The sequence below is a fragment of the Photorhabdus sp. RM323S genome (genome assembly GCF_042879375.1).
Taxonomy (GTDB): Bacteria; Pseudomonadota; Gammaproteobacteria; order Enterobacterales; family Enterobacteriaceae; genus Photorhabdus; species Photorhabdus tasmaniensis.
In genome coordinates, this window is sequence record NZ_JBHFKZ010000026.1 from 37,964 (window position 1) to 60,653 (window position 22,690).

The following is a 22,690-nucleotide window of genomic DNA, read 5'->3' on the forward strand; positions in this document are numbered from 1 at the left end:
TCCTAACTATTTATATTTTTAATACGGCCAATACAGAAATCCCTCACATAAATTATATAACAATTTATTAACAATCCTTTAACATAAAAGAAGCAGGCTGGCCCTGATGACTATCCGATGGAAACGTGTTTAATATGAAAATGTACCTAAAGAGTACTCTAATTAATAACTAATAATTTATTCCAGGAGATATTTTATGCAAATACAAAACAATAACTACAAAGGTTTAATACCACCGTATATTCTACAAAATATTTATAAGAATAACAGTGAAAGTGAAAAAGATAACGTATTAATGACATTAAATCATACCCAGAGTTTAATGTTGGACAGTGTTATTAAAACATCAGACTCTATTGATAATACTGATGATAAAGTTGTCAGCGATACTCTACATCGTAGTATTTACGATGCAAAAAATGAAACCAAATTACCCGGAACTTTAGTACGAGATGAAGGTGATCCAGATAATGGCGACGTAGCCGTTGATAACGCATATAAATATCTGGAAGCAACTTACAATTTCTACAAAGAAGTTTTTAATCGCAATTCATTAGATGATAAAGGAATGAAATTGATTGCCACCGTGCATTACGGCAAAGAATACATGAATGCGTATTGGGGCAGAGGGCAAATGGTGTTTGGTGATGGTGACGGTAAGGTTTTCAATAACTTCACCACATCTATCGATGTAATTGGCCATGAATTATCTCATGGTGTTATCGAAAAAACAGCTGATTTGATCTATTTCTTCCAGTCCGGCGCATTGAATGAATCAATTGCCGATGTCTTTGGCTCACTGGTAAGGCAACATTATCTAAAACAAAAAGCTGATGAAGCAAGCTGGGTTGTAGGGGAAGAATTACTGGTCAAAGGTATTAAAGGTGTAGGGATCCGTTCAATGAAAGAACCCGGAACGGCATATGATGATCCTCTTCTTGGTAAAGATCCTCAGCCTGGTCATATGGATAATTTTAAAGACTATCCGATTTATAGAGACAATGGTGGTGTTCATGTTAACTCAGGTATTCCTAATAAAGCCTTTTATAATCTCGCGATAAAATTAGGTGGATATGCATGGGAAAAAGCAGGAAAGATATGGTACAGCACATTGCTGGATAAAGATCTTGCACGCGATACTACCTTCTTATCCTTCGCCAAGTTAACCGTTAAACATGCTCGTGATTTATTTGATGAGGATGTTGAAAAAGCCACTATAGACAGCTGGCAAGAAGTGGGCATTAAAGTGGAAACGAAAGAAGAAGATAAGAAAGGAGACAAAAAGGAAGATAAAAAAGAAGATAAGGGAGAAACTAAAATTTAATCTATAAACATATCGCTGGTTTAATACCAGCGATATTCTATTATTTATAATACCTAATCTGGCAGCCCCTATTAATAAAAAAAGATAGCTAATGAAAGATGCTAAAATTGTTAACGCCGAATTTCACGCTATACTGTAGAAACGTAGAAAATAACCGTATAAAACTGGTATATCATGAATAATAAAATCATCAAGCTCACAACTGATAGTAAAATCACTATTTCCCTGCAAGGAGGATTTGCTGCTACACCTGGTCTTGGTCAAGATAAAACAGTGAATTTAAAATCACTGTCTCCCCACCAAAAACAACTATTTATTCAGACTATAGAACGGAGTTTCTCTGATTCTATGCCACTATCATCATACCCTGACCAACATTATTATCTGCTCTGCATCGCTACCGGAAATGAAGCGTATCACTTCACATTTCCAGAGTTAGATACACCAGAAATAATTACTCAAATATGGGATGCCAGCAAAAAGGGTGGTTAATCACCCCCCTTTTTTTATTAGAATTAACGCTTTTTCAAATGAGCCATCAGACGCTTACGTTTACGCATCTGATTTGGTGTCAACGTATTACGTTTGTCAGCAAAAGGATTTGCCCCTTCTTTAAACTGAATCCGAATAGGTGTCCCCATCACTTTCAAGGACCGACGGAAATAGTTCATCAGATAACGCTTATAAGCATCGGGCAAATCAGCTACCTGATTACCGTGGATCACTACGATAGGTGGGTTATACCCGCCAGCATGGGCATATTTCATTTTTACCCTGCGCCCACGGATCATCGGTGGTTGATGGTCTTCTTCTGCCATACGCATGATACGGGTTAACAGTGCGGTATTTACCCGGCGAGTCGCACAGTCATAAGCCTCAAGAATCGAGTCAAACAAGTTACCCACACCACTGCCATGTAAAGCGGAGATAAAATGCACTCTGGCAAAGTCAACAAAACCAAGACGATAATCAAGCATTTCTTTCACTTGCTCTCTATCTTCCTGTGACATGCCATCCCATTTATTGACCGCAATAACCAATGAGCGCCCGCTATTAAGAATAAAACCTAGCAACGACAAATCCTGATCGGAAACACCTTCACGGGCATCGATCACCAATAGTACAACGTTAGCATCTTCAATCGCCTGAAGGGTTTTGATGACTGAGAATTTTTCAACTGTTTCAGTAACCTTACCCCGCTTACGTACACCCGCAGTATCAATCAGGATATATTCGCGACCATCACGTTCCATTGGAATATAAATGCTGTCACGGGTGGTACCCGGCATGTCATAAACCACAACCCTTTGTTCACCCAAAATACGGTTCGTCAAAGTAGATTTACCGACGTTTGGCCTGCCAACAATGGCTAATTTTAATGGCAGCGTTAAGGGATCAAAATCCTCTTCCTCTTCTTCCACCATTTCAGCTTCATTTCGTTCCTGTTCAGCCCAATAGGCTGCGTTGGCTTCTTCCTCTGTTAGCTCAACCTCTTCTTCCTTGTCTTTACCGGAAAAAGGCAGCAATGCCCGTTCGATAAGTTGGGTTACACCACGTCCATGAGAAGCGGCGATAGAATATATATCTCCCAATCCGAGCGAATAAAATTCAGCAACGGATGTATCAATATCAATACCGTCGGTTTTGTTCGCCACCAAAAAAGTGGCTTTTTCACGGCTGCGCAGGTGTTTTGCTATAGCGTGGTCTGCCGGCATCAGCCCGGCACGGGCATCCACCATAAACAGAACAATATCGGCTTCTTCAATTGCCATCAAAGATTGTGCCGCCATGTGGGTTTCAACACCATCTTCGGTGCCATCAATACCACCGGTATCAATGATGATAAATTCCTGTCCTTCGACTTCGGCCCGACCATATTTGCGATCGCGGGTCAGACCTGGAAAATCCGCTACCAGCGCATCTCTTGTACGGGTTAAACGGTTAAATAACGTGGACTTACCCACATTTGGGCGCCCTACCAGAGCGACGACAGGTGTCATTTGTTGATGCCTCATGACTAAATTTGAAATCAGTATTTTGCTACTCATCGTTAGCCGTAACAAAACACTAAAAAGACGAAACGGCCCCTGTTCTTTTCAGGAGCCGTGGGATTATAACAACTCTTTATTCTCTATTTCCGATAAACAGACAGTGTAGAAGTACTCAACGGGTAAACAGATAAACCGTACCGTCTTTCGCCTGTACCATCAGCTTATCACTGGCAACAACCGGACGGCTCATTAAGCCGGAGCTATCAACTTTATGTTGAGCAACGAACTTACCGTCATCCATATTCAGCCAGTGCAAATAGCCTTCACTATCACCAACAACCAGATAGCCATTATACATTTCAGGCGCTGTCAAGTTGCGGTGTTGTAATTTTGTCTGAGTCCACAGTGTTACACCATCGCTTTGACGCAGACTCATCACCCGATCGTTTTGATCAACAATGTAAATACGATCGCCGGAAACAACCATCTCGTTCACTGAACCCAAATCGCGTTTCCAGAGGATCTGGCCTGAACGCATATCAAGCGCCACCAGATTACCGTTATAGGCTATCGCATATATTACGCCTTCAGAAATAACCGGTGTTGTATCAACATCATTAAGACGACCGATTTCTGTAGAACTGGTTACCTGAGAAATACGTTGCTGCCAAATCAGTTGCCCCTGAGAAATCAGCACAGCATTGACACGGCCATTATCTCCCCCCACGATCGCAGCACCGTAAGCCACAGCCGGAGCTGATTCACCACGCAACGATAATGATGGGGTATCCATATTAACAGACCACTGTACTTTACCATCTGACTCATTCAATGCCTGCAACATACCGTTGCTGGTATGAACCAGTACCAGGCCATCAGTCACCACCGGACGCGACAACGCTTCTCCGACAACTTCAGATCCCCAAGCAATCTGGCCGTCTTCGGTATTCAGCGCGATGACTTTGGCACGTTCAGTGCCGACATATAAATGATTCCCAGAAACAGTCAGGCCACCAGAAAGCAACGCCGGGATACGGGAAGAGAGAAAACCGGCTTTTTCAGCCAGATTTACCGACCACATCTCTTTACCGCTATCAATGTCCAGCGCCTTAACGATACCATGACGATCAGCGACATAGACAACAGAACCCTGCCAGGTTGGTGTCAAGTGAGAGTAATAGCGACCAACACCATCACCTACAGATTTATCCCAGACAACCTTTGGGCTAAATTGATTCTCAACCTGTGGCAACGGTGACATAGTTACTGTGTCCTGCTCATTTGAACAACCCGCTAGCAGAACAGAAGCAATCAGACCAACCAAGAGTGTTTTACGCAACTGCATTGAAAGGATCCCCTTAGCTGGATAAATTATTCAATTTAAGATTTAACATCGATTTGATCGCCTGCGGTGAATCTGATCCCAGACCTTTGGTATAAGCTGCACGGGCACCCGCAATATCCCCTTTTTTCAATAGCGCATCGCCGCGGATATCTTCTGCCACGGCAACCCAACCGGAACCTTTCACCTGTTCCAGTGTTTTCAATGCGGCATCCGCCTTATCTTCCGCCAATTGAACCCTGGCTAAACGAATATTAGCCAGAGCCAGTAAATCTTCATTTTTTGTCTGACCAACAGCCGCAGATAAAAATTGATCCGCTTTTGCTAACTCATTCTTTTCAACAGCTAGTTGAGCTAAATGCATATGAGCCATCACGCCATAACTATTGTTAGTTTCAGCGGCAAACTTCTCAGCAGCAGTATGACTCTCTTTTGCACCGGAAATTAATCCACGATTTACCTGTTCAAAAGCTTCCGCACTGCCTTGCAATTGATTTGTCTGATGAGATTGCCAATAACGCCAACCAATCAGCGCGCCAGCGCCCAGCACTAGCCCGAAAACCAACGCTTTGCCATTATCGGCGAAAAAGCGGCGGATCGCGTCAACTTGTTCGTTTTCATTGGTATAGACTTCCACGGAGTCTCTCCTTAACCTAACAATTCAGCCAAACGAGCTGCAATTTCGCTTTGCGGCAACGTTTGTTGTTCGCCTGTACGTAAATCTTTAATCGCTGCCTGACCGGAACGGACTTCATCTTCACCCAAAATCAGCGCAATTTTAGCGCCTTGTTTATCTGCACGCCCCAATTGCTTCTTAAAGTTCCCTCCCCCGTGGTTAGTCACCAGGCGCAATTGCGGCAAGACATCACGTATCTGTTCAGCCAGAATCAATGCTGCCTGCTGACTGCCTTCGCCGAAGGAAGCAAGATAAACCTCCGCCACTGATAGCTCCGCCAAAAATGCCGGGTTCATTTCTTGCACCAGCAAAACCAGACGCTCCACGCCCATAGCAAAACCCACAGCCGGAGTCGCACGGCCACCCAGTTGCTCAACCAATCCATCGTACCGACCACCGGCACAGACAGTTCCCTGAGCCCCCAAAGCCGTTGTTACCCATTCAAATACCGTGCGGTTATAGTAATCCAGACCACGAACCAAACGCTGATTCATCCGGTATTTGATCCCAGCCGCATCAAGAAGTGCACACAGGCTGTCAAAATGTTCCTTTGATTCGGCATCAAGATAGTCAAACAGTTCCGGTGCATCATTAAGAAGTTGCTGAACTTCCGAATTTTTTGAATCCAAAACACGCAATGGATTGCTGTACATGCGACGTTTGCAATCTTCATCCAGCTTATCTTTATGCTGCTCAAGGAAAGCAACCAGCGCTTCGCGGTAACTGGCCCGCGCTGCCAATGAACCAATTGAGTTCAGTTCAAGCGTCACATGTTCAGCAATACCGAGCTCACGCCACCAGCGGGCGGTCAATAAAATAAGTTCAGCATCAATATCAGGTCCCTGAAGACCAAAGACTTCAGCCCCTAACTGGTAAAATTGGCGGTAACGGCCTTTTTGTGGGCGTTCATAACGGAACATAGGCCCGAAATACCATACGCGCTGTTCCTGATTGTACAGCAGACCATGTTCAATACCTGCACGGACACAGCCTGCGGTATTTTCAGGACGCAGGGTCAAATTTTCACCATTGCGATCATCAAAGGTGTACATTTCCTTTTCGACCACATCAGTCACTTCCCCGATAGCCCGTTTAAATAACGGGGTCTGCTCTACAATCGGTGTGCGGATCTCGCTATAACCATAACTCGCCAATACGCGTTTCAAAACGCTTTCAATACGCTGCCAAATCGCAGTGTCTGCCGGCAAGCAGTCGTTCATGCCACGAATAGCCTGGATATTTTTTGCCACGTCTTATCCTGTTAATAATTCAAAAATGATGTTGATTATAGAAGCGAATACGGACGAGCTTCAATTAACAAACCAAAACAATACTGGCTCATCAATAACGATGAACCAGTATCGGATATATTATTTATCCAGTTGACTTATGTCGATACGCTTATTTTCATCCAGCATGGATGCCTTAGCGCGGATCTTGGCCTCAAGTTGATCAATCATATCAGCATTGTCTAGACGCTCTTTCTGCCGTACTCCGTCTTGATAAAAACCACTTTTTGTTCTGGCACCAGTGACACCCAAAGTGGAAACCTCCGCCTCACCCGGGCCGTTAACCACACAACCAATGATTGAAACATCCATCGGGGTGAGTAAATCTTCCAAGCGTTGTTCCAATGCGTTAACGGTGCCGATAACATCAAATTCCTGACGAGAACAAGTTGGACAGGCGATAAAGTTAATACCACGGGAACGAATCCGTAATGATTTCAGAATATCAAAACCCACTTTAACTTCTTCGACTGGATCGGCAGCCAAAGAAATACGCAGGGTATCACCGATACCTTCCGACAGAAGAATACCCAAACCAATGGCTGATTTTACAGAACCGGCCCGAGCGCCACCGGCCTCTGTGATACCAAGATGTAATGGCTGATCAATCTTCTGGGCCAGCAAACGGTAAGCGCCAACCGCCAGAAAGACATCTGACGCTTTTACGCTGATTTTAAACTGGTCGAAATTAAGTCTTTCAAGAATATCCACATGGCGCATAGCCGATTCCAACAGTGCTTCCGGGGTTGGCTCACCATATTTTTCCTGAATGTCCTTTTCCAGTGATCCGCCATTCACACCAATACGGATTGGGATATTTTTGTCGCGGGCAGCCGCCACAACCTCACGGATACGCGCCTCATTACCGATATTACCGGGGTTAATACGCAGGCAATCGACACCATACTCTGCAACTTTAAGTGCAATACGGTAATCAAAATGGATATCTGCAACCAAGGGAATACCAGCTTGCTGCTTAATCAATTTAAACGCTTCTGCCGCGTCCATCGTTGGTATTGATACACGGACAATATCAACCCCAACACGCTCAAGCGCTTTAATCTGTTTAACAGTGGCTTCCACATCTGTAGTGCGTGTATTTGTCATTGACTGCACCGAAATTGGCGCGCCATCCCCGACTGGCACATTCCCTACATAAATACGCGTAGATTTGCGTCTTTTTATCGGCGATTCATTATGCATACTGGTGTTTCTCCCATACTTCCATGTGCTTACTTATAAATGAGAACAATGCCGTATTACAAAGGCATTTATTGTGTTCCTGGTACTTTAAGACGCGCAATACGACCCGTTTTAACAAAGCTGCTTAAATTAACGGCTTGCCCCCGAAACTGCACATCCACTGCTGTCGGGGCACCGATAGTTAATTGGTAAGGTAATGAGCCAGAGAGGTTCAGGCTATCACCCTTATGTTTAGTTCCGCTAAACAGCGTTTTTCCATTAGCATCCGCAACCTGTAACCAACAGGATGCTTTGAAATTCATCACCAATTTATCACTAACGGCCACTGCCGGGGCTGTATTTTCCACAACCCTCGATATTTGAGCTGTACGCTGATTCGCAGGTAATGGCACAGTCTGTGGCTGAATTTTAGGTGTTTCCAGCGCCTGATGTTGAGCTGATGCTACAGGCTGAACCGTTTCCCCACTATTATTCACATGATGCGTGTTCGCATTATTCGCTTTCACCGCATTTTCGGTTGAAGCAGCAGATAATGGCTGCTCACTGGCCGGCAACTGTGTCGCCTGATCGTTGCTCCCGGTGGCTAGATCCGCCACATGGACTTTCTTCTGAGCAACCTGCGCCGCAGACTGATCAGCCATCGAAATCAATTCTTTCTGTTGAGCTGTGTGGTTTTGCCACCACCATGCTCCCGTCAGACTAATCACTACCAGAATAATTAGCCAGGTAATCCACATCAACCAACTTTCACGTTTTTTACGTTTCTTACCCAATGAAAAACTCTGCATTGGTGAAACTTTCGCGGTTTTTGCCGGGGTATGCTTATCCAGAATCGCCAGAATTTCCGCTTCTGGAATTTGTACTAATTTAGCATAAGAGCGAACATAACCTCGCAGGAAAGTGGGCACCATGTTGGCCGGTATATTGTCCTCTTCAATATCACGGATAGTGGAAAGTTTCAGACACAGACGATCAGCCACCGTCTGTTGAGTTAGCCCGTGCTGTTCACGAGCCTGACGCAGGAGCTGACCTGCTGTCAAATGAGCTTGTTCTGGAGTCGTTTCAGTATTCATTAGCAAGAAGACGCGGTACTGTCCAAGTTGTGAAAAACTTCGCGCTGGCTCTTTGCTATAATCCTTACATTATACAATGGCCTGCGCGGCGAAATAGATTTGCTATTTTACTAGCGGCAAATCACTGATAACAAATACGCCTGTCAGCATTATTCCCGGTCAACAGAATTTTGGCTTCTTCATACTGCCCCTGCTCACAGAGAAAAACGCTGTAATGATACAATACCGTATCATTTCCTGGCGCATACTGCATCGCCATTTTGTAACGCTGACGAGCAGCTTCCGGCTGGCCGGAATATTGTTCATACAGCGCCATACCCAACTGAGCCTGATAATGGTCTGGCTGTGCCTGTAACACCTTATCAAAATGATATCTGGCAGCCGGTAAATGACCTTCTGCCAAATAGGCCATCCCCAGTTGGATCCGGGTTTCTGCTGCGACTTTTCGCTGTTTATTTCCGTTTACCGGTTGATTGGAACATCCAGCCAATAATACAGCGGCAACAAGCATTCCCGATAACGATTTCCTTATCATTCCATCCCCACTTCATCAAGGATACGTAATTGTCGCAATAATTTCAGTTACTGCATGACAGGACATAGCAACATTCAGACTGTTCTTACCTGGATAGGTTCACCTGCCTGACGTTTTTTCAATGTCCGTTTTGTGCGATCAATCACATCTCCCGCAAGCTGACCACATGCGGCATCAATATCATCACCACGGGTTTTGCGGACAATAGTTGTAAAACCATATCCCATCAGCACTTTGGAAAAACGGTCGATCCGGCTGTTGGAGCTGCGGCCATATGGCGCGCCCGGAAACGGATTCCACGGGATCAGGTTGATTTTACTGGGTGTGTCTTTCAGACATTCAGCCAATTGATGCGCCTGTTCCACACTATCATTAATATGATCAAGCATGACATATTCCACTGTCACACGCCCCTGGTTCGCATTAGATTTCGTCAAATAACGGCGCACCCCCGCAAGGAACTGCTCAATATTATATTTGCGGTTGATAGGAACGATATCATCACGTACATCATCTGTCGGCGCATGCAGGGAAATCGCCAAAGCGACATCAATCATATCGCCAAGTTTATCCAGCGCAGGCACGACACCGGATGTGGATAGCGTTACACGGCGCTTGGACAAACCGAAACCAAAATCATCCATCATGATTTCCATTGCAGGAACCACGTTATTCAGGTTAAGCAGAGGTTCACCCATTCCCATCATAACCACGTTGGTAATCGGGCGGCGACCACTGGATTTCAGTGAGCCAATAATTTTCGCTGCCCGCCAAACCTGACCAATAATTTCAGAAACCCGTAAATTACGGTTAAACCCTTGTTGAGCGGTAGAACAGAATTTACATTCCAGTGCACAGCCTACCTGAGAAGAGACACACAACGTAGCCCGATCATCTTCCGGAATATAAACCGTTTCAACTTGTTGATCGCCAACATTGATAGCCCATTTAATCGTGCCATCAGCTGAACGTTGTTCCTCTGCTACCTCAGGCGCACAGATCTCAGCAACCTGCTGCAATTTTGCCCGCAGGGTTTTGTTAATATCCGTCATCTGCTCAAAATCGTCATAGCAGTAATGATACATCCATTTCATCACTTGATCGGCACGGAAGGGTTTTTCCCCCATATCGGTGAAGAATTGACGCATTTGTTTGCGATTCAGATCAAACAGGTTAATTTTCCCGCTTTTCTTTTCTGGGGTTTCAGACACGACAGCAGCAGCAAATTGTGCCACAGTATTTGGTTGGGACATTTTTTTATATCGCCTCGTTGTTACACTTTCGGCTCTGCGTTGATGAATTCAACGCACGAAGTTTCAATTCGGGTATCACTATCAGTTTAGCCTAGTGACAAATAATAAGCGCCCCGTTGAGTTAACAACGGGGCGCGGCATTGTACAAACTTTAATGCGATGATGCTACGGGTAACGACAAATCAATTACGGGGGCAAATTTCATCTTCTGTGAAGAAATACGCAATTTCACGGTTAGCAGATTCAACGGCATCAGAGCCGTGGACTGCATTTTCAGTAAAACTGTCTGCGTAATCAGCACGCAGAGTGCCTGCTAATGCGTTATCAGGATTGGTTGCACCCATCAAGTCACGGTGACGTTGTACTGCATTCTCGCCTTCCAATACCTGAACCACGATGGGGCCAGAAGTCATAAATTCCACCAGACCATCAAAGAAAGGGCGGCCTTTGTGCTCTGCATAGAAGCCTTCAGCCTGTTCACGGGTCAAGTGAAGCATTTTGGCGGCAATAATGTTAAACCCGGCGCTTTCAAAACGGGCATAAATAGACCCGATGGCATTTTTCTTCACTGCGTTAGGTTTAATAATCGAAAAAGTACGTTCAACCGTCATGGATAACCTCTTGGTTCTTCTTTCAGCAACTGATAATTTTAATTTTTTATCCCGATAAGTTAACCGGCTAATACTTATCCCGCAACCCTAGCGGGGATAAAAGAGGCGTTGATTATAGGGGCCTGAATAGCAGTTGCCTACAGAAAACATAACATTCCATTAAATTTTTCTTAGCGAAAATTACCATTTTTTCGTACAAATCACACTTTTACCTGAATCGTTTACTTCAAGGTAAAATTAACAGAATCAACCTGCCCACCCAAATCCAAAACACTAAGCTGATATTTCCCCGGTTGAGTCAATGTCTGGACAAGCTTTTGATTATTTTCTGTAGTCATAATCTGTTCTCCATTGAGAAACCACCATTGTTGCCCACCACTACCGCCCTGCGTCGTAATACGTAAATCAAGGTTGCCAAGACCGGGGAGCCGTTTCAATACATCTCCGTTATGAATGCCGACGATCAACAGCGGAGCTTCATCTGATTTCAGCGGTGGACACTGAGGGTTAACCCGAGGCAAGCGTTGTGCCCGTCGCTCTTCCGCCGGTAACCATGATTCTAGGCTAATCGGCCATAAAGCAATATTTTCTGGTTGAGCATCAGGACAATCAGGCGCGACACGCAACCCCTGTTTATCCCGCCATACCTGTTCATTAATACCCGAAATGCCTTCTTGCCCCACCGAAGGCAACGTAGGCGGAATGGTGTTATCCAGGATCCAACTCAGACGACGCTGGCGGCAATTACTGTCTCCCTTTGGCAGACTCTGACCTCCCGGCCAGCAAATGGTTGCCTGACTCACACTTGCCGGACGTGGATCAGAGGGGATACGTTGAGCCCCATTTCGCATATTTGCCAGCAATAGATTATTGACCTGATACATTATCGGCACCGCCGTGGCATAACCAAACTGTCCGATAACTGGCGTTCCATCCGGCCTGCCAACCCAAACACCGATAGTATAGCGGGCATTTAAGCCAATAGCCCAAGCATCACGATAGCCATAACTGGTACCGGTTTTCCAGGCCAGTGGTACTTGTGCCGGCAATATATCATCGGGTTGTGGAAGACCTTCTCCAGCCATAATCCGCCTCACTATCCACGCGGCACCAGGGGAAAACAGCTGCCTGTCCCGCAATTTCTGCTGCGGTGTAAATCTCAGGGGGGAAACCTTCCCCTGACGGGCAAACGCGGTGTAAGCCGCCACCAATTGATCCATCCGGGTTGCCGTCCCCCCAAGAATCAATGATAAATTGGGTTCACTGCCGGGAGGAAAACGCGATACTGTTCCCACATTACGCATATTGGCTGTAAACCGCTTGGCACCATATGCTTCGAGCAGTTGCACTGCGGGTAAATTCAAGGAACGAACCAATGCTTCACTGACACTGACCGGCCCGTTAAAGCCACTGTCAAAATTTCCCGGACGGTAATAATCAAAACGACGAGGCACATCCTGTAACAGTGATTCCCCATGAATCAACCCATCATCCAACGCCATTGCGTACAAAAAAGGCTTCAAAGTTGATCCCGGTGAACGCCATGAACTTATCATATCCACATGACCAAAACGGCTGTCATCCCGAAAATCCAGCGAGCCAATATAGGCTTTCACCGCCATATCGGTGTGATCAACCACCAATACCCCAACCGAGGTTTTCTCCGGTAACTGGTATTTCCAATTCACCGCCATATCCTCAAGCTGGCGCTGTAATCCTACGTCAATGGTTGTGTTGATAATTTCCTGACGCTGACCTTTAGCCATTCGCCTGGCAAGAAGCGGAGCAAGTTGTGGCACCTGCCGGGGAGCCAGCCACAGCGTCTCTTGACGAATATCAGCCACTTTCTCTTCCGACCAGATTTTGTATTTCGCCAACCGTTGCATAACTTTGTCACGGGCAGCCTGTGCGCGTTCAGGGTAACGGTCCGGTCTCAAACGACTGGGTGCCTGTGGCAAAATAGCCAACAAAGCAGCTTCCCCCGCAGAAAGTTCAGATGGCGGTTTGCCCAGATAAGCCCAACTCGCCGCACCAACACCTTGTAATGTGCCACCAAATGGCGCACGGTTGAGATACATGCCGAGAATTTCATCTTTGGAATAGTGCCACTCAAGCTGTAAAGTGCGCCAAATCTGTTTTAACTTCCCGCCCAGAGTACGTGAATGCGGATCAATCAACCGAGCCACCTGCATTGAAAGCGTACTCCCCCCGGACAAAATTTTACCGGCTCGGATATCCTGCCATGCCGCTCTGACAAGCGAAATCGGATTAATCCCTGGATGCTTATAGAACCAGCGATCTTCATAAGTCAGCAATGCCTGAATATATTCCGGTGACACTTGATCCAATGTCACCGGATAGCGCCAAACCCCTTCATCATCGGCAAAACGCCAAAGCGGAGTCCCATCTTCACCGACGACAATACGCGCCATTTTGACTTCACGCAGTGGCAGAGGCCAAATTTTATCTGCCAGCCATAAACCCGCCGGGATCAGAAACAGCAACAGCACAATCAGCCAAATAAGGTGATGCCTTTTTTTCATGCAAGTTTTCATGCAAGAATACCTGACGAGCAATCAGCCCTTACGCCTTAGCATAAGGGCTGACTGGGTTTAGCGGACAACTTCCAGTTTTTCAGGGGTCGCACCTACTGCACGCCAGTAAGGCACGTACATAGATTCAACCTGTGGAGCCGGAATAGTGTAGACACCCGGTGTCACAGCACGAGCCAGATAGAGCAACGTCACAGGCCGAGATGGATCAACCGCAACTGCTGCCACATATCGGTCATCACGATATTCTGTATGGCGAATCGTCGCCTGTTGCATATCACCGATCAATTCCTGGAGATTAGCGGCACTCTCACTCAAACTGGCACTGCTGTTAGCCAGATTCTGATTTTCCAGTTCTAAACCGGCAGGCAGTAAATCAACCACCAACGCATCCGGTACCGATTTATCTGAGCTGACCACCAGCTTCACCACCACCATTTCGCCACTTCTCAGACGGTCAATGGAAACCGGATTACCCTTCATATCCAGATAGCTACGCTGAATGTTCAGCACATTAGCGTAAGGTTTCGGCGAATGCAGCGGGTAACCCACGACATTCAGGCGAGAATAGAGCGTATTGTTGCCACGGTTGCTGATACCAACGCCTCGCAAAATCTGTTCTGCATCCATCACCTGATCCCATGACTTGTCACGACTCAACGGTGGAACCTGCTGATTAACCACCGCTTCCCACAGTTGTTCTGAGGTATCAATAAAGAAACGCCCAGCCAGATAGAGTGAATTACTCTCCTGAGTTGAGAAATAATCACGGGATATCAATTCATCAGATAGAGCCAGTAATTTCTCATCACGATCTTTTGGCAACATCTTGTTTTCCGTCAACAGCGCGACAATCAGTGCATTATCACGGATGGAACTGCCATAATCTCCCAACCCAACATCATCATTACGGTTTTTATTGATCCCCAAATGGATAGCTTCATCTGCTCTGGTATTATCACCCATAAGCTTCAATGCAACCCCCAGTTGTACCAGCGACAAACCATTTCCTGCCTGAGAACGACGCTCATAAACTTGTCTTAAAGCACCCAGCGGCGCTTTCTGCTGGCTGGCAAGCACCAGACCAGCATAAGCCTGAGTCGAGAACCGCATAGCTTCCTGATTCTGGCTGTAGCGATAGTTAATGACATTCTTATCCTGTAAATAACGCAGCAAACGGTTATTGGCAGAATTCAGCGCTTCCTTGGGTACGCTATAACCTCGCTGGCTTGCACGGAACAAGAAATCTGTGGAATACGCCGTCAGCCAGTACTCTTCATCACCGGTTCGGTCCCACAAGGCAAAACCCCCGTCATGACGTTGCATACTCAACAGGTGAGTAATCCCCTCATCAATACTGGTCCGGCGTTTGCTATCACTGTCGGTTTTGATACCCAGTTTTTTCAACTCCGCTTCATTTGAATAGAGCGACGGGTAAAGTCCGCTGATAGTCTGCTCAAGGCAGCCATACGGATAGGCGTATAGTTCACGGATATAGCGTGAAATCTGTAACGGCGGGCGACTGGTCAGTAGCAACTGGCCTTCAAGCGTTGCTGGCGCTAAACCCGATATGGCATCTAACGGCAACTGCCAATTTTCTCCCTGGCGGATAACCTCAGCAAACAGCCTGGTTTCTGCTGGCTGTGCCGGACGTACCCCTATCTTCCAGCTATTTTTATACGGTTTCAGCGCTTCACCGGGCAAATTCAGGCCATTAATTGTCAGGGAAACTTCTCCCTGACCAAAACCCTGATCAGCCGTGACCGGAATTTCCACTGTTGTACGTTTACCTTTTTCTAAGGTTATTGCCTTATTGGCCGCATCTTCTAATTTAATCAGTCCATTAGCCATAAAGTTTAAGGTCAAGTTTTGCGTCTGTTCGGTTAAGTTGGTCAGATCCAACGACAACGATGAACGATCCCCCCCCGCCATAAAGCGAGGTAACGCCATCTGAGTAATCACGGGTGCGGCAATGACAATTTTACTTTCACCATGACCGAACTCATCTTCACTCCACGCCTGAGCCATCAGCCTCAGTTCACCATTAAAATCAGGAATTGGCAAAATGATCTCCCCTTCCCCCTTTTCATTCAATGTCACGGGTTGTGCCTGTTCAGCGATAATCTTTACTTCGGTCAATGGCTTTCTACCACCGCGATCAAGTGCATTCTCATCACCATCACCACCAAAGCGCAAATTTGCCAGACGACCTTCACCCTCAATCAACTGACCATACACATCATATTGATCAACGCTGTAACGTTTACGACCAAAGAAAGCCTCATAGGGATCCGGGGTTTTGAAGTTAGTGACATTGAGTACGCCAGTATCTACCGCAGAAAGCAGCGCATTAATCTGTTTAGGCAATTGCTGCCCTTGCTGTGGTGTAACCTTGACTTTAACTGTCAGGTTCTGATTTGGCCGCATTTTTTCCGGCGCGGATAACGTCAGATCCAACTTACGGCCTTCGTCCGCCAACGGCAGATGCAACACCCCAATGGCACGCTTTGGTGTCGCCTGACGGGACTTATCACCCGGACGTACAACTACGGCAGTCAAATAAAGGTCATGACGGCGCCACTCTTTATTAACCGGAACTTCCACATCCAGACCTTGTGCCGGTACATTAATCTCTTGCCACCAGAGCGGCCCTTCACTGGATTCCACCAACAGATAACCTTTACCTGCCTGTGGTGCGGCCATATGTAGTTTGACTTTCTCACCCACTCGATAAGCCGGTTTATCCAGAGACAGTTTCACCTGATCAGGACGAACGGCACCGGTGCCACCGGTATTATCCTGCCATGAATAACCAGCCCAGAAATTAACGCTGGTAACCAGTTGATTCTCTGGATTGACAACCTCAATACGGTACGAACCCCAATCAACCGGGAAACTGACCTTTACAGTACCATCCTGTGCAATCTGGATATGTTCATCCGCCATCACCAGATCTTTCTGATCATAGCCTGACTGCCAACCTTCACCATCCGACCAGCGCCAGTAGTAATCGCGGCGTTCATAAACTAGACGGGCGGTCAGATCTTTCGCGGCATATTTTTTGCCATTGGCATCCGCATAGACCAGCTCAAATTCAGCCAGTGAATTTTCATCCACATTGTAACGGCTTTGGTCACGACCCGTACGATAGTCATAAACCGCTTTCTGCTTAAACAGCGGACGAATACCAACCAGTTTTTCTGCCGGCCAAACCGCTTGTTCAACCCGACGTGTCACCGGGCGGCCACCAGATTCAAGCAGACTGGCCTGAACAACCACTTTTACCGGCGAAGAGACTGAACTCCAGTTGTCTGCACTGACATTCAGCGCCGCTTCACCACCACTGTTTAGCGTCAAATCAAATTCATCCAATGTACGACTGAGATTTTCTTCAGTGGCAGCCCCAAACTCATAACCCGGTAATTTGGCGACTGCATCACGGTCTGGGCGCAAGAATAGTTGCCCTTGCAGGCGATTATCCGCAGCGGGTGCGCCATACAGGTAACGGCCTTTGATAGCAAAATCGACACTGTGATTTTTCATCACTGGTTGCGACTCACTGCTAATTTCCAGCGCCATACGCTCCGGCATAAAATCTTCTACATTGAACTTGTAATAACGAGGTTTGTTATCGCCCAGATCAAAACGTAACGACCAGAGTCCGGTAGCCGCTGACTGAGGAATAGTGTAGCGATACTGATACAACCCGTTTTCAGATTGCCAAACAAAACTACGGACAACCTGACCATCTGTTTTTAATACATCCACTTTGACTGGCTGGCTTTTGATTGCACGGCCGTCACCATCACGCAATAGCCCATTCACAATCAACGTCTCTCCGGGGCGATAGAGATCACGCGGCCCGAAAACAAAAAACAGCTTGCTGTATCCTTGTGGACCGGCGATATCAAACTCAGACAGATCCAGCGCCGGTGATACCAAATCAACCATACTGGTTTGGTTGTCACGGGTAGCGAGCAATAATTTGGCTTTCGTATTTTTCTCCAGGCTGGCGTGTCCATTAGCGTCTGTCATTGCTTTTGACAATAATTGCCCTTTCTCATCCAGCAGACGAATTTCGACCCCTTTCAGGCTGTCGCCTTGTTCCAGAGATTGGGTAAACACATCCATCTTATCCAGATAGCTGTGCATAGAGACACCAATATCACTTAGTGTGAACATTGTCGCCGGATTAGTAGAGGTATATTTACCCGCCTGCTGCATGACAGCCATATAAACGCCGTCTTGCTGCAATGTTTTAATGTTATTTAATGGCAACAATAATTTTTCGCGAGTATTTAGCGTTGGATTAAGATCGAAACGACCGGTATAAACCAATTCCGCATCTTTGAGAATATCTTCAGATTCCCAGGAGTTCAGATTATTGCGATATTGCCACTGAGCAATAAAAGAGGGTAACGCCGTCTCTTTTATCCTGAAAAAATTAACATCAATACTATTCACATTGAGTGCTAACACTGGCAAACCTTCGGCGACTTTACTTGGCAACAAAGAGCCCTTGCTGGCAAAACCAACAGACGGAGAAATCGTCTCAGTTGTCAGGATTTTCTCATACGCCGTTTCAAGTTGACGCTCATTAATGCCTTTAACGCCTTTATCCACGGTCAGTTGCAGTTTACGAGATGGCGGCAGATGGCGCAGGCGAAGTTCCATCATGTTATCTGACAATTCCCACGCACCATCAAGCTTGCCCTGTTTTACATCTACCAAACGAACATTTTGAGCAAAATTCTGATTTGGATCTAAAGGAACAGAAAATGTCACCACCATCGCGCTGGCACCATCAAGCTGAACTTCCGAGGCATCCAGAATTGTCACCTCTTTACCGGCATAACGTTTTGCCAGTTCAGCCAATGATGTCGCATCTTTCTGTTTTACTGATTTTGGTGGAGTATTTGATTGTTGAGGTGCTTTCTCGCTTTGAATTTCTGTGGACTGCGATTGAGCAGCTTTATTATTATCAGCGCTGTCAGACTGGTCACAGCCCGCAAGCATCAGCAAAGAAGCCAAAATTACTGCAAAATAACGTTTTTTTCTTTCTGGCCGTTGCCAGAATTGACCTTGATTCATAACCATAACCCCTGTCTTACTCTCAACCAACGAGTGGTAGGATTTAATGAATAACTTTATAAATCAATACATTAAAACCAATCAAACAAATATAAACAACTGCGTACTACTTATTTATAGACAATATACCAACATTAAGTTCATATAATAATCCTTTATTTTAACAAATTGAATATCACGGAATACGGTAAATAAATCTGCATTTATCTTCTTATTCTTTTAGAAAGAACTCTATAGAACTTAAATTATATTTATTAAAGTAAAAAGCTTTATGGCCTGGCTGAACGATCAGAAAAGCCCTTTATTAAATTACTTTTCCCGATAGCCTAATAGGAAGTAAAGTAACCTAAAACAGGAATCAGTAAAAAATAAAATCAATAATAAACCGAGTCAGTAGAATTAAAATATTAAATATAGAAAACATTAATATAAAGTATAATATGAAAATGCATCATGCCACTTTTTTACTATTAAAAGTGGCAATCATGATGTATACGAAACCGTAATTCTATAAACCATTCCGATAAAATACCGGAAAAACCCTCTATGATAAAATAATGCAAATAAAATCATTAATGAAAACATTCATTAATCGTTATTCATAAACCAAATGGTTTAAAAAATAAAAATTTAACATCCAATACCAGGAAACAATGAAAAACCGTTTTCTGAATCAATTTCATCATATTACCCTACCTGTAATACTTGCCCTGTTTTTAATCCTTTAGCATTGGGTAGCCAAAGCCTTCCCCAGCTACCGGTACAATGACAGCCATAGACTTCTTTTATATTTTCTTTTATGAAAAATTCTCTGATCTTCAATAACTCTGTAGGTAACGCTCTCCTCAAATGAAATCCACCGACTACTGCAAATACTTTATCCACACCTGTAATCGCTTTAGCGTGGTTAATTATTTCACAAATACCAGAATGACCACATCCAACGATAATCACAAGCCCCTGATCACTTTTCCAAATTAAAGCGCTATCATCAAATATATAATCATTAGCCCAGGAACTTCGTCTTACTAAACCATAGGACTTTCGATGATCACTAGCTATTTCTCCTGAAAAAACAAATCGATCACTTATGTTCAAATGCGATTTCGTCAAACGAAATAAAACTTTCTTCTTGATTCTTTTATTAATTTTACCCGATATTTTTTTAAATTTTAAGGCAAGCCTTTTAAACATAACGCCATAATATCTTTCATTTAATGCATCAGGATGACATATTAATTTGGCATTATGAGGAAAATAATTAACACCTCCGATATGATCAGAATGACCATGAGAGATAACAATCTTGGATATATCATCAATAGATATGCCCATCCGGTTCGCATTCTCGAGATAACTGCCATCCGGGCCGGTATCAAAAATTATCTTCTCTTCACCATCCTCAAGTAAAAGACTCAAACCAGGTTTAGCTATCAAATATGAGTCAGATGTTTTATTTTCAAGGAGTACAGTTATTTTTAATGACATGGCATATCCGTTAGTTTTGTTGAAGTAATGTATCTATTAAACGATACGGGTAACAATAGCATTGATTCACGTCAATAAAATAATGAAAGGCCATGATATCGTCACATTCTTATAAGCAGATCACAAATTATATCTTCTCCACCACAAGTTAATTATTCAACATGAAATGATTATTTCCACATCATATTTATTGTCTTGAAATATTAACATGCGATTATTATACCTTGCGGTGCAATATATATTTACAGATAAAAAACCATAATATTTAAAAAAATAAAATTCAGATAATAATCATGTAAATAATTTAACAGAATAAAACCAAACGCAATAAATAGGTTTTCATAATAGTGATACACCCATTTTTACCCTTCCCGATTTTTGCTGTTGTCATGATACTGCTTCCATGAATACCTTTACATGTTGAAGCCATTGCCACATAAATTGACAACAGTGGTTCCGTGTCACGTCGTTCATTTCGGAGTATCGATGCGATGATAGACATAACGCAGTCCGTTTGGTGATTTTTGACGATTAATCAGATCGTCAAAATCGGACTGAGTTCCCTCCAGTGATCTGCTCTTTTGAAATCTTATTTAATCAATCATATACAGGATCTTAAGCCTTTCAAAACAGGCATCCAATGTTTTGTTTTTACATGATTTTCTTTACGGTGTTTTGAACGCGTTCTGGCATAAATACGCTGGGGCTTTTTCCAGCCAAAAACAGGTTTCCGACCAGGCGTTTTGGAGAAGATTATCTATTATTGGCCAGAGCCAAATCTCCGTATTTTGAGCCGCTTTGAGCAGCGAAACAGCGGGGAATAATCGTCACAGGCTTCATCCGTGGTTTTGATGGTTTGTTTGGCGACGATTATCAGATCATAAATGAAGCCTTTTTTCTACCTAAAATAGATGTCTCCCAATCCGCAATAACACAGTGCCTGTTCTGCCAACTGAGCTAAAAGTCATCACCTGACCTAATCATAAAAGGTAATACCCAATCACTAATTAACGATAAATGTCACATTTCAATGTAGTTTCATTTCGAAATTAAAAGAAAGAATGTGATGTGTATCACGAAATTAAAACAAAAAATGAAATTATTTTGAAATTATTAGTGTTGGTTATTAAATGATTAATATTAATCTGTTTTTTATACAATTCGCAACACAATAATAACATTGGTCTGTTTTTTGCAATACACTATAACACCTTGTTTTTGCTGATATCTTAACCACCCAGCCTATTTTAGTTACCTGACTAATAATAACCTATTAACATTGATCTCTAAATTAAATTTAGGGTTAATGCTGCTTCGAAATTGTGGGATAGAAAGACAATGAAAAGCAATATTTTAGTGTTTGCGGTTTTTTGTAGCGTGATGCCAGGCAGTCAGGCCGCAGACATGGCAGATCAACAACTGATCCATCAACAGGTACGTCAGCAAGCGCTGGAGGCTCAATTGGCGCCACCCCCTGCGGATGTTCGCCTGTCTGTGCCCGAAAAAGTGGTGTCCTCCACATTCCCAGTGGAAACCCCCTGTTTTCCCATCACCCGCGTCTGGACTGGCAAACCCCGCAGAAAGGGCAGTCGCTGTATCTGGCAATGGATTATGGCGAAGTGGGCGGCCGGGGTAGTGAAGCCTTACTCGGTAAACACCTGGCGGGGGGCGGGGAGTGCCCTGGGCTGGCGAGGCAGCCTGAAAGGGGTAAGTTACGACCTGTTTGTTGGTGTAACGCTGTCCAAACCCGCCGGTTTCCAAACCTCCCCCGTCTCTGCCGGATTCAACCTGTATTGGCAGTATTAATTCAAATAACCAGGCTGCCAGCGTGTAGCGTGTGAGTGGAGCAAACGTCATGAACAAGCAGTTGTATCGTCTTATCTTTAATCAGGCCCGCCAGATGTGGATGGTGGTGGCCGAGATAGCGCGTGCCGGACGAGGACGAACCGGGTGCCGCATTCGTCGCCCATCGCTACCGGCGTGTCGTTGCCGACTCACCGCGTTACGATTCAGTCTGTTGCTAGCCCTTGGCGGCATTTCGCTCACCGCGCAGGCGAACATCGTGGCGGATGGGCAGGCACCGGGCCATCAGCAACCGACGATTATCCACAGCGCCAACGGCACGCCGCAGGTCAATATCCAAACACCGGGTGCCGACGGGGTTTCTCACAATACCTACCGCCAGTTTGATGTGGATAAATCAGGCGTTATCCTCAATAACAGCGCTAACCCCACTCAGACGCAACTCGGTGGGATGGTGGC

Annotated in this window: 16 protein-coding genes; 4 read left to right on the forward strand and 12 right to left on the reverse strand. The window is 44.9% G+C overall.

The genetic code is table 11. The features are described 5' to 3' along the window. Positions 1 to 196 precede the first annotated feature (196 nt). Both prtS and ACGF7G_RS12360 read left to right on the forward strand, forming a co-directional pair. Positions 197 to 1,324, forward strand: coding sequence for a metalloprotease PrtS (gene prtS, locus ACGF7G_RS12355; RefSeq protein WP_387465831.1), 1,128 nt, complete (start codon positions 197 to 199; stop codon positions 1,322 to 1,324). Positions 1,325 to 1,498: 174 nt separating this feature from the next. Further along, complete coding sequence (locus ACGF7G_RS12360) at positions 1,499 to 1,816, forward strand: protealysin inhibitor emfourin (protein WP_133814950.1); 318 nt, start codon at positions 1,499 to 1,501, stop codon at positions 1,814 to 1,816. 23 nt (positions 1,817 to 1,839) lie between these two features. Here the strand turns inward: ACGF7G_RS12360 and der are convergent, their stop codons facing one another. From der to ACGF7G_RS12420, 12 genes are all read right to left on the reverse strand, one after another. Next, complete coding sequence (gene der / locus ACGF7G_RS12365) at positions 1,840 to 3,324, reverse strand: ribosome biogenesis GTPase Der (protein ID WP_387465833.1); 1,485 nt, start codon at positions 3,322 to 3,324, stop codon at positions 1,840 to 1,842. 163 nt (positions 3,325 to 3,487) lie between these two features. After that, positions 3,488 to 4,660: an outer membrane protein assembly factor BamB gene (bamB, locus tag ACGF7G_RS12370; RefSeq protein WP_387465835.1), complete on the reverse strand. Its 1,173-nt coding sequence runs from the start codon at positions 4,658 to 4,660 to the stop codon at positions 3,488 to 3,490. A gap of 13 nt (positions 4,661 to 4,673) precedes the next feature. Continuing rightward, positions 4,674 to 5,294 carry a YfgM family protein gene (locus tag ACGF7G_RS12375; RefSeq protein ID WP_387465837.1) on the reverse strand — a complete coding sequence of 207 codons (621 nt, stop codon included), beginning with the start codon at positions 5,292 to 5,294 and terminating at the stop codon, positions 4,674 to 4,676. A gap of 11 nt (positions 5,295 to 5,305) precedes the next feature. Beyond that, on the reverse strand, positions 5,306 to 6,583 hold the full coding sequence (gene hisS / locus ACGF7G_RS12380; RefSeq protein ID WP_387465839.1) for a histidine--tRNA ligase: 1,278 nt from the start codon (positions 6,581 to 6,583) through the stop codon (positions 5,306 to 5,308). 120 nt (positions 6,584 to 6,703) lie between these two features. After that, complete coding sequence (gene ispG, locus ACGF7G_RS12385) at positions 6,704 to 7,825, reverse strand: flavodoxin-dependent (E)-4-hydroxy-3-methylbut-2-enyl-diphosphate synthase (protein ID WP_133814955.1); 1,122 nt, start codon at positions 7,823 to 7,825, stop codon at positions 6,704 to 6,706. A 68-nt stretch (positions 7,826 to 7,893) separates the two neighbouring features. Next, the gene (gene rodZ, locus ACGF7G_RS12390) at positions 7,894 to 8,898 is read right to left on the reverse strand and encodes a cytoskeleton protein RodZ (RefSeq protein ID WP_133814956.1); all 1,005 of its coding nucleotides are present in this window, start codon (positions 8,896 to 8,898) and stop codon (positions 7,894 to 7,896) included. A 121-nt stretch (positions 8,899 to 9,019) separates the two neighbouring features. After that, positions 9,020 to 9,433, reverse strand: a complete 414-nt coding sequence (locus tag ACGF7G_RS12395) for a tetratricopeptide repeat protein (RefSeq protein ID WP_207627113.1) — start codon at positions 9,431 to 9,433, stop codon at positions 9,020 to 9,022. A gap of 74 nt (positions 9,434 to 9,507) precedes the next feature. After that, positions 9,508 to 10,686 carry a bifunctional tRNA (adenosine(37)-C2)-methyltransferase TrmG/ribosomal RNA large subunit methyltransferase RlmN gene (locus ACGF7G_RS12400; protein WP_387465842.1) on the reverse strand — a complete coding sequence of 393 codons (1,179 nt, stop codon included), beginning with the start codon at positions 10,684 to 10,686 and terminating at the stop codon, positions 9,508 to 9,510. 182 nt (positions 10,687 to 10,868) lie between these two features. Next, positions 10,869 to 11,297 (reverse strand): nucleoside-diphosphate kinase, encoded by a 429-nt coding sequence (ndk, locus tag ACGF7G_RS12405; RefSeq protein WP_036843153.1) that lies wholly within the window; start codon positions 11,295 to 11,297, stop codon positions 10,869 to 10,871. A gap of 221 nt (positions 11,298 to 11,518) precedes the next feature. Next, positions 11,519 to 13,840: a peptidoglycan glycosyltransferase PbpC gene (pbpC, locus tag ACGF7G_RS12410; RefSeq protein WP_387465844.1), complete on the reverse strand. Its 2,322-nt coding sequence runs from the start codon at positions 13,838 to 13,840 to the stop codon at positions 11,519 to 11,521. 69 nt (positions 13,841 to 13,909) lie between these two features. Then, entirely contained in the window at positions 13,910 to 18,940 is a 5,031-nt protein-coding gene (locus ACGF7G_RS12415; RefSeq protein ID WP_387465845.1) for an alpha-2-macroglobulin, read from the reverse strand. Positions 18,941 to 19,627: 687 nt separating this feature from the next. Next, entirely contained in the window at positions 19,628 to 20,428 is an 801-nt protein-coding gene (locus tag ACGF7G_RS12420) for an MBL fold metallo-hydrolase (protein ID WP_133814961.1), read from the reverse strand. Positions 20,429 to 21,766: 1,338 nt separating this feature from the next. Here ACGF7G_RS12420 and ACGF7G_RS12425 point away from each other — a divergent pair. Together ACGF7G_RS12425 and ACGF7G_RS12430 are read left to right on the forward strand one after the other, a co-directional pair. After that, a complete protein-coding gene (locus tag ACGF7G_RS12425; protein WP_387465847.1) occupies positions 21,767 to 22,234 on the forward strand; it encodes a hypothetical protein in 468 nt (155 codons plus the stop codon). Positions 22,235 to 22,283: 49 nt separating this feature from the next. Then, positions 22,284 to 22,690 (forward strand): ESPR-type extended signal peptide-containing protein (locus ACGF7G_RS12430; protein ID WP_387465849.1); only part of this gene is annotated, 407 nt, incomplete at its 3' end.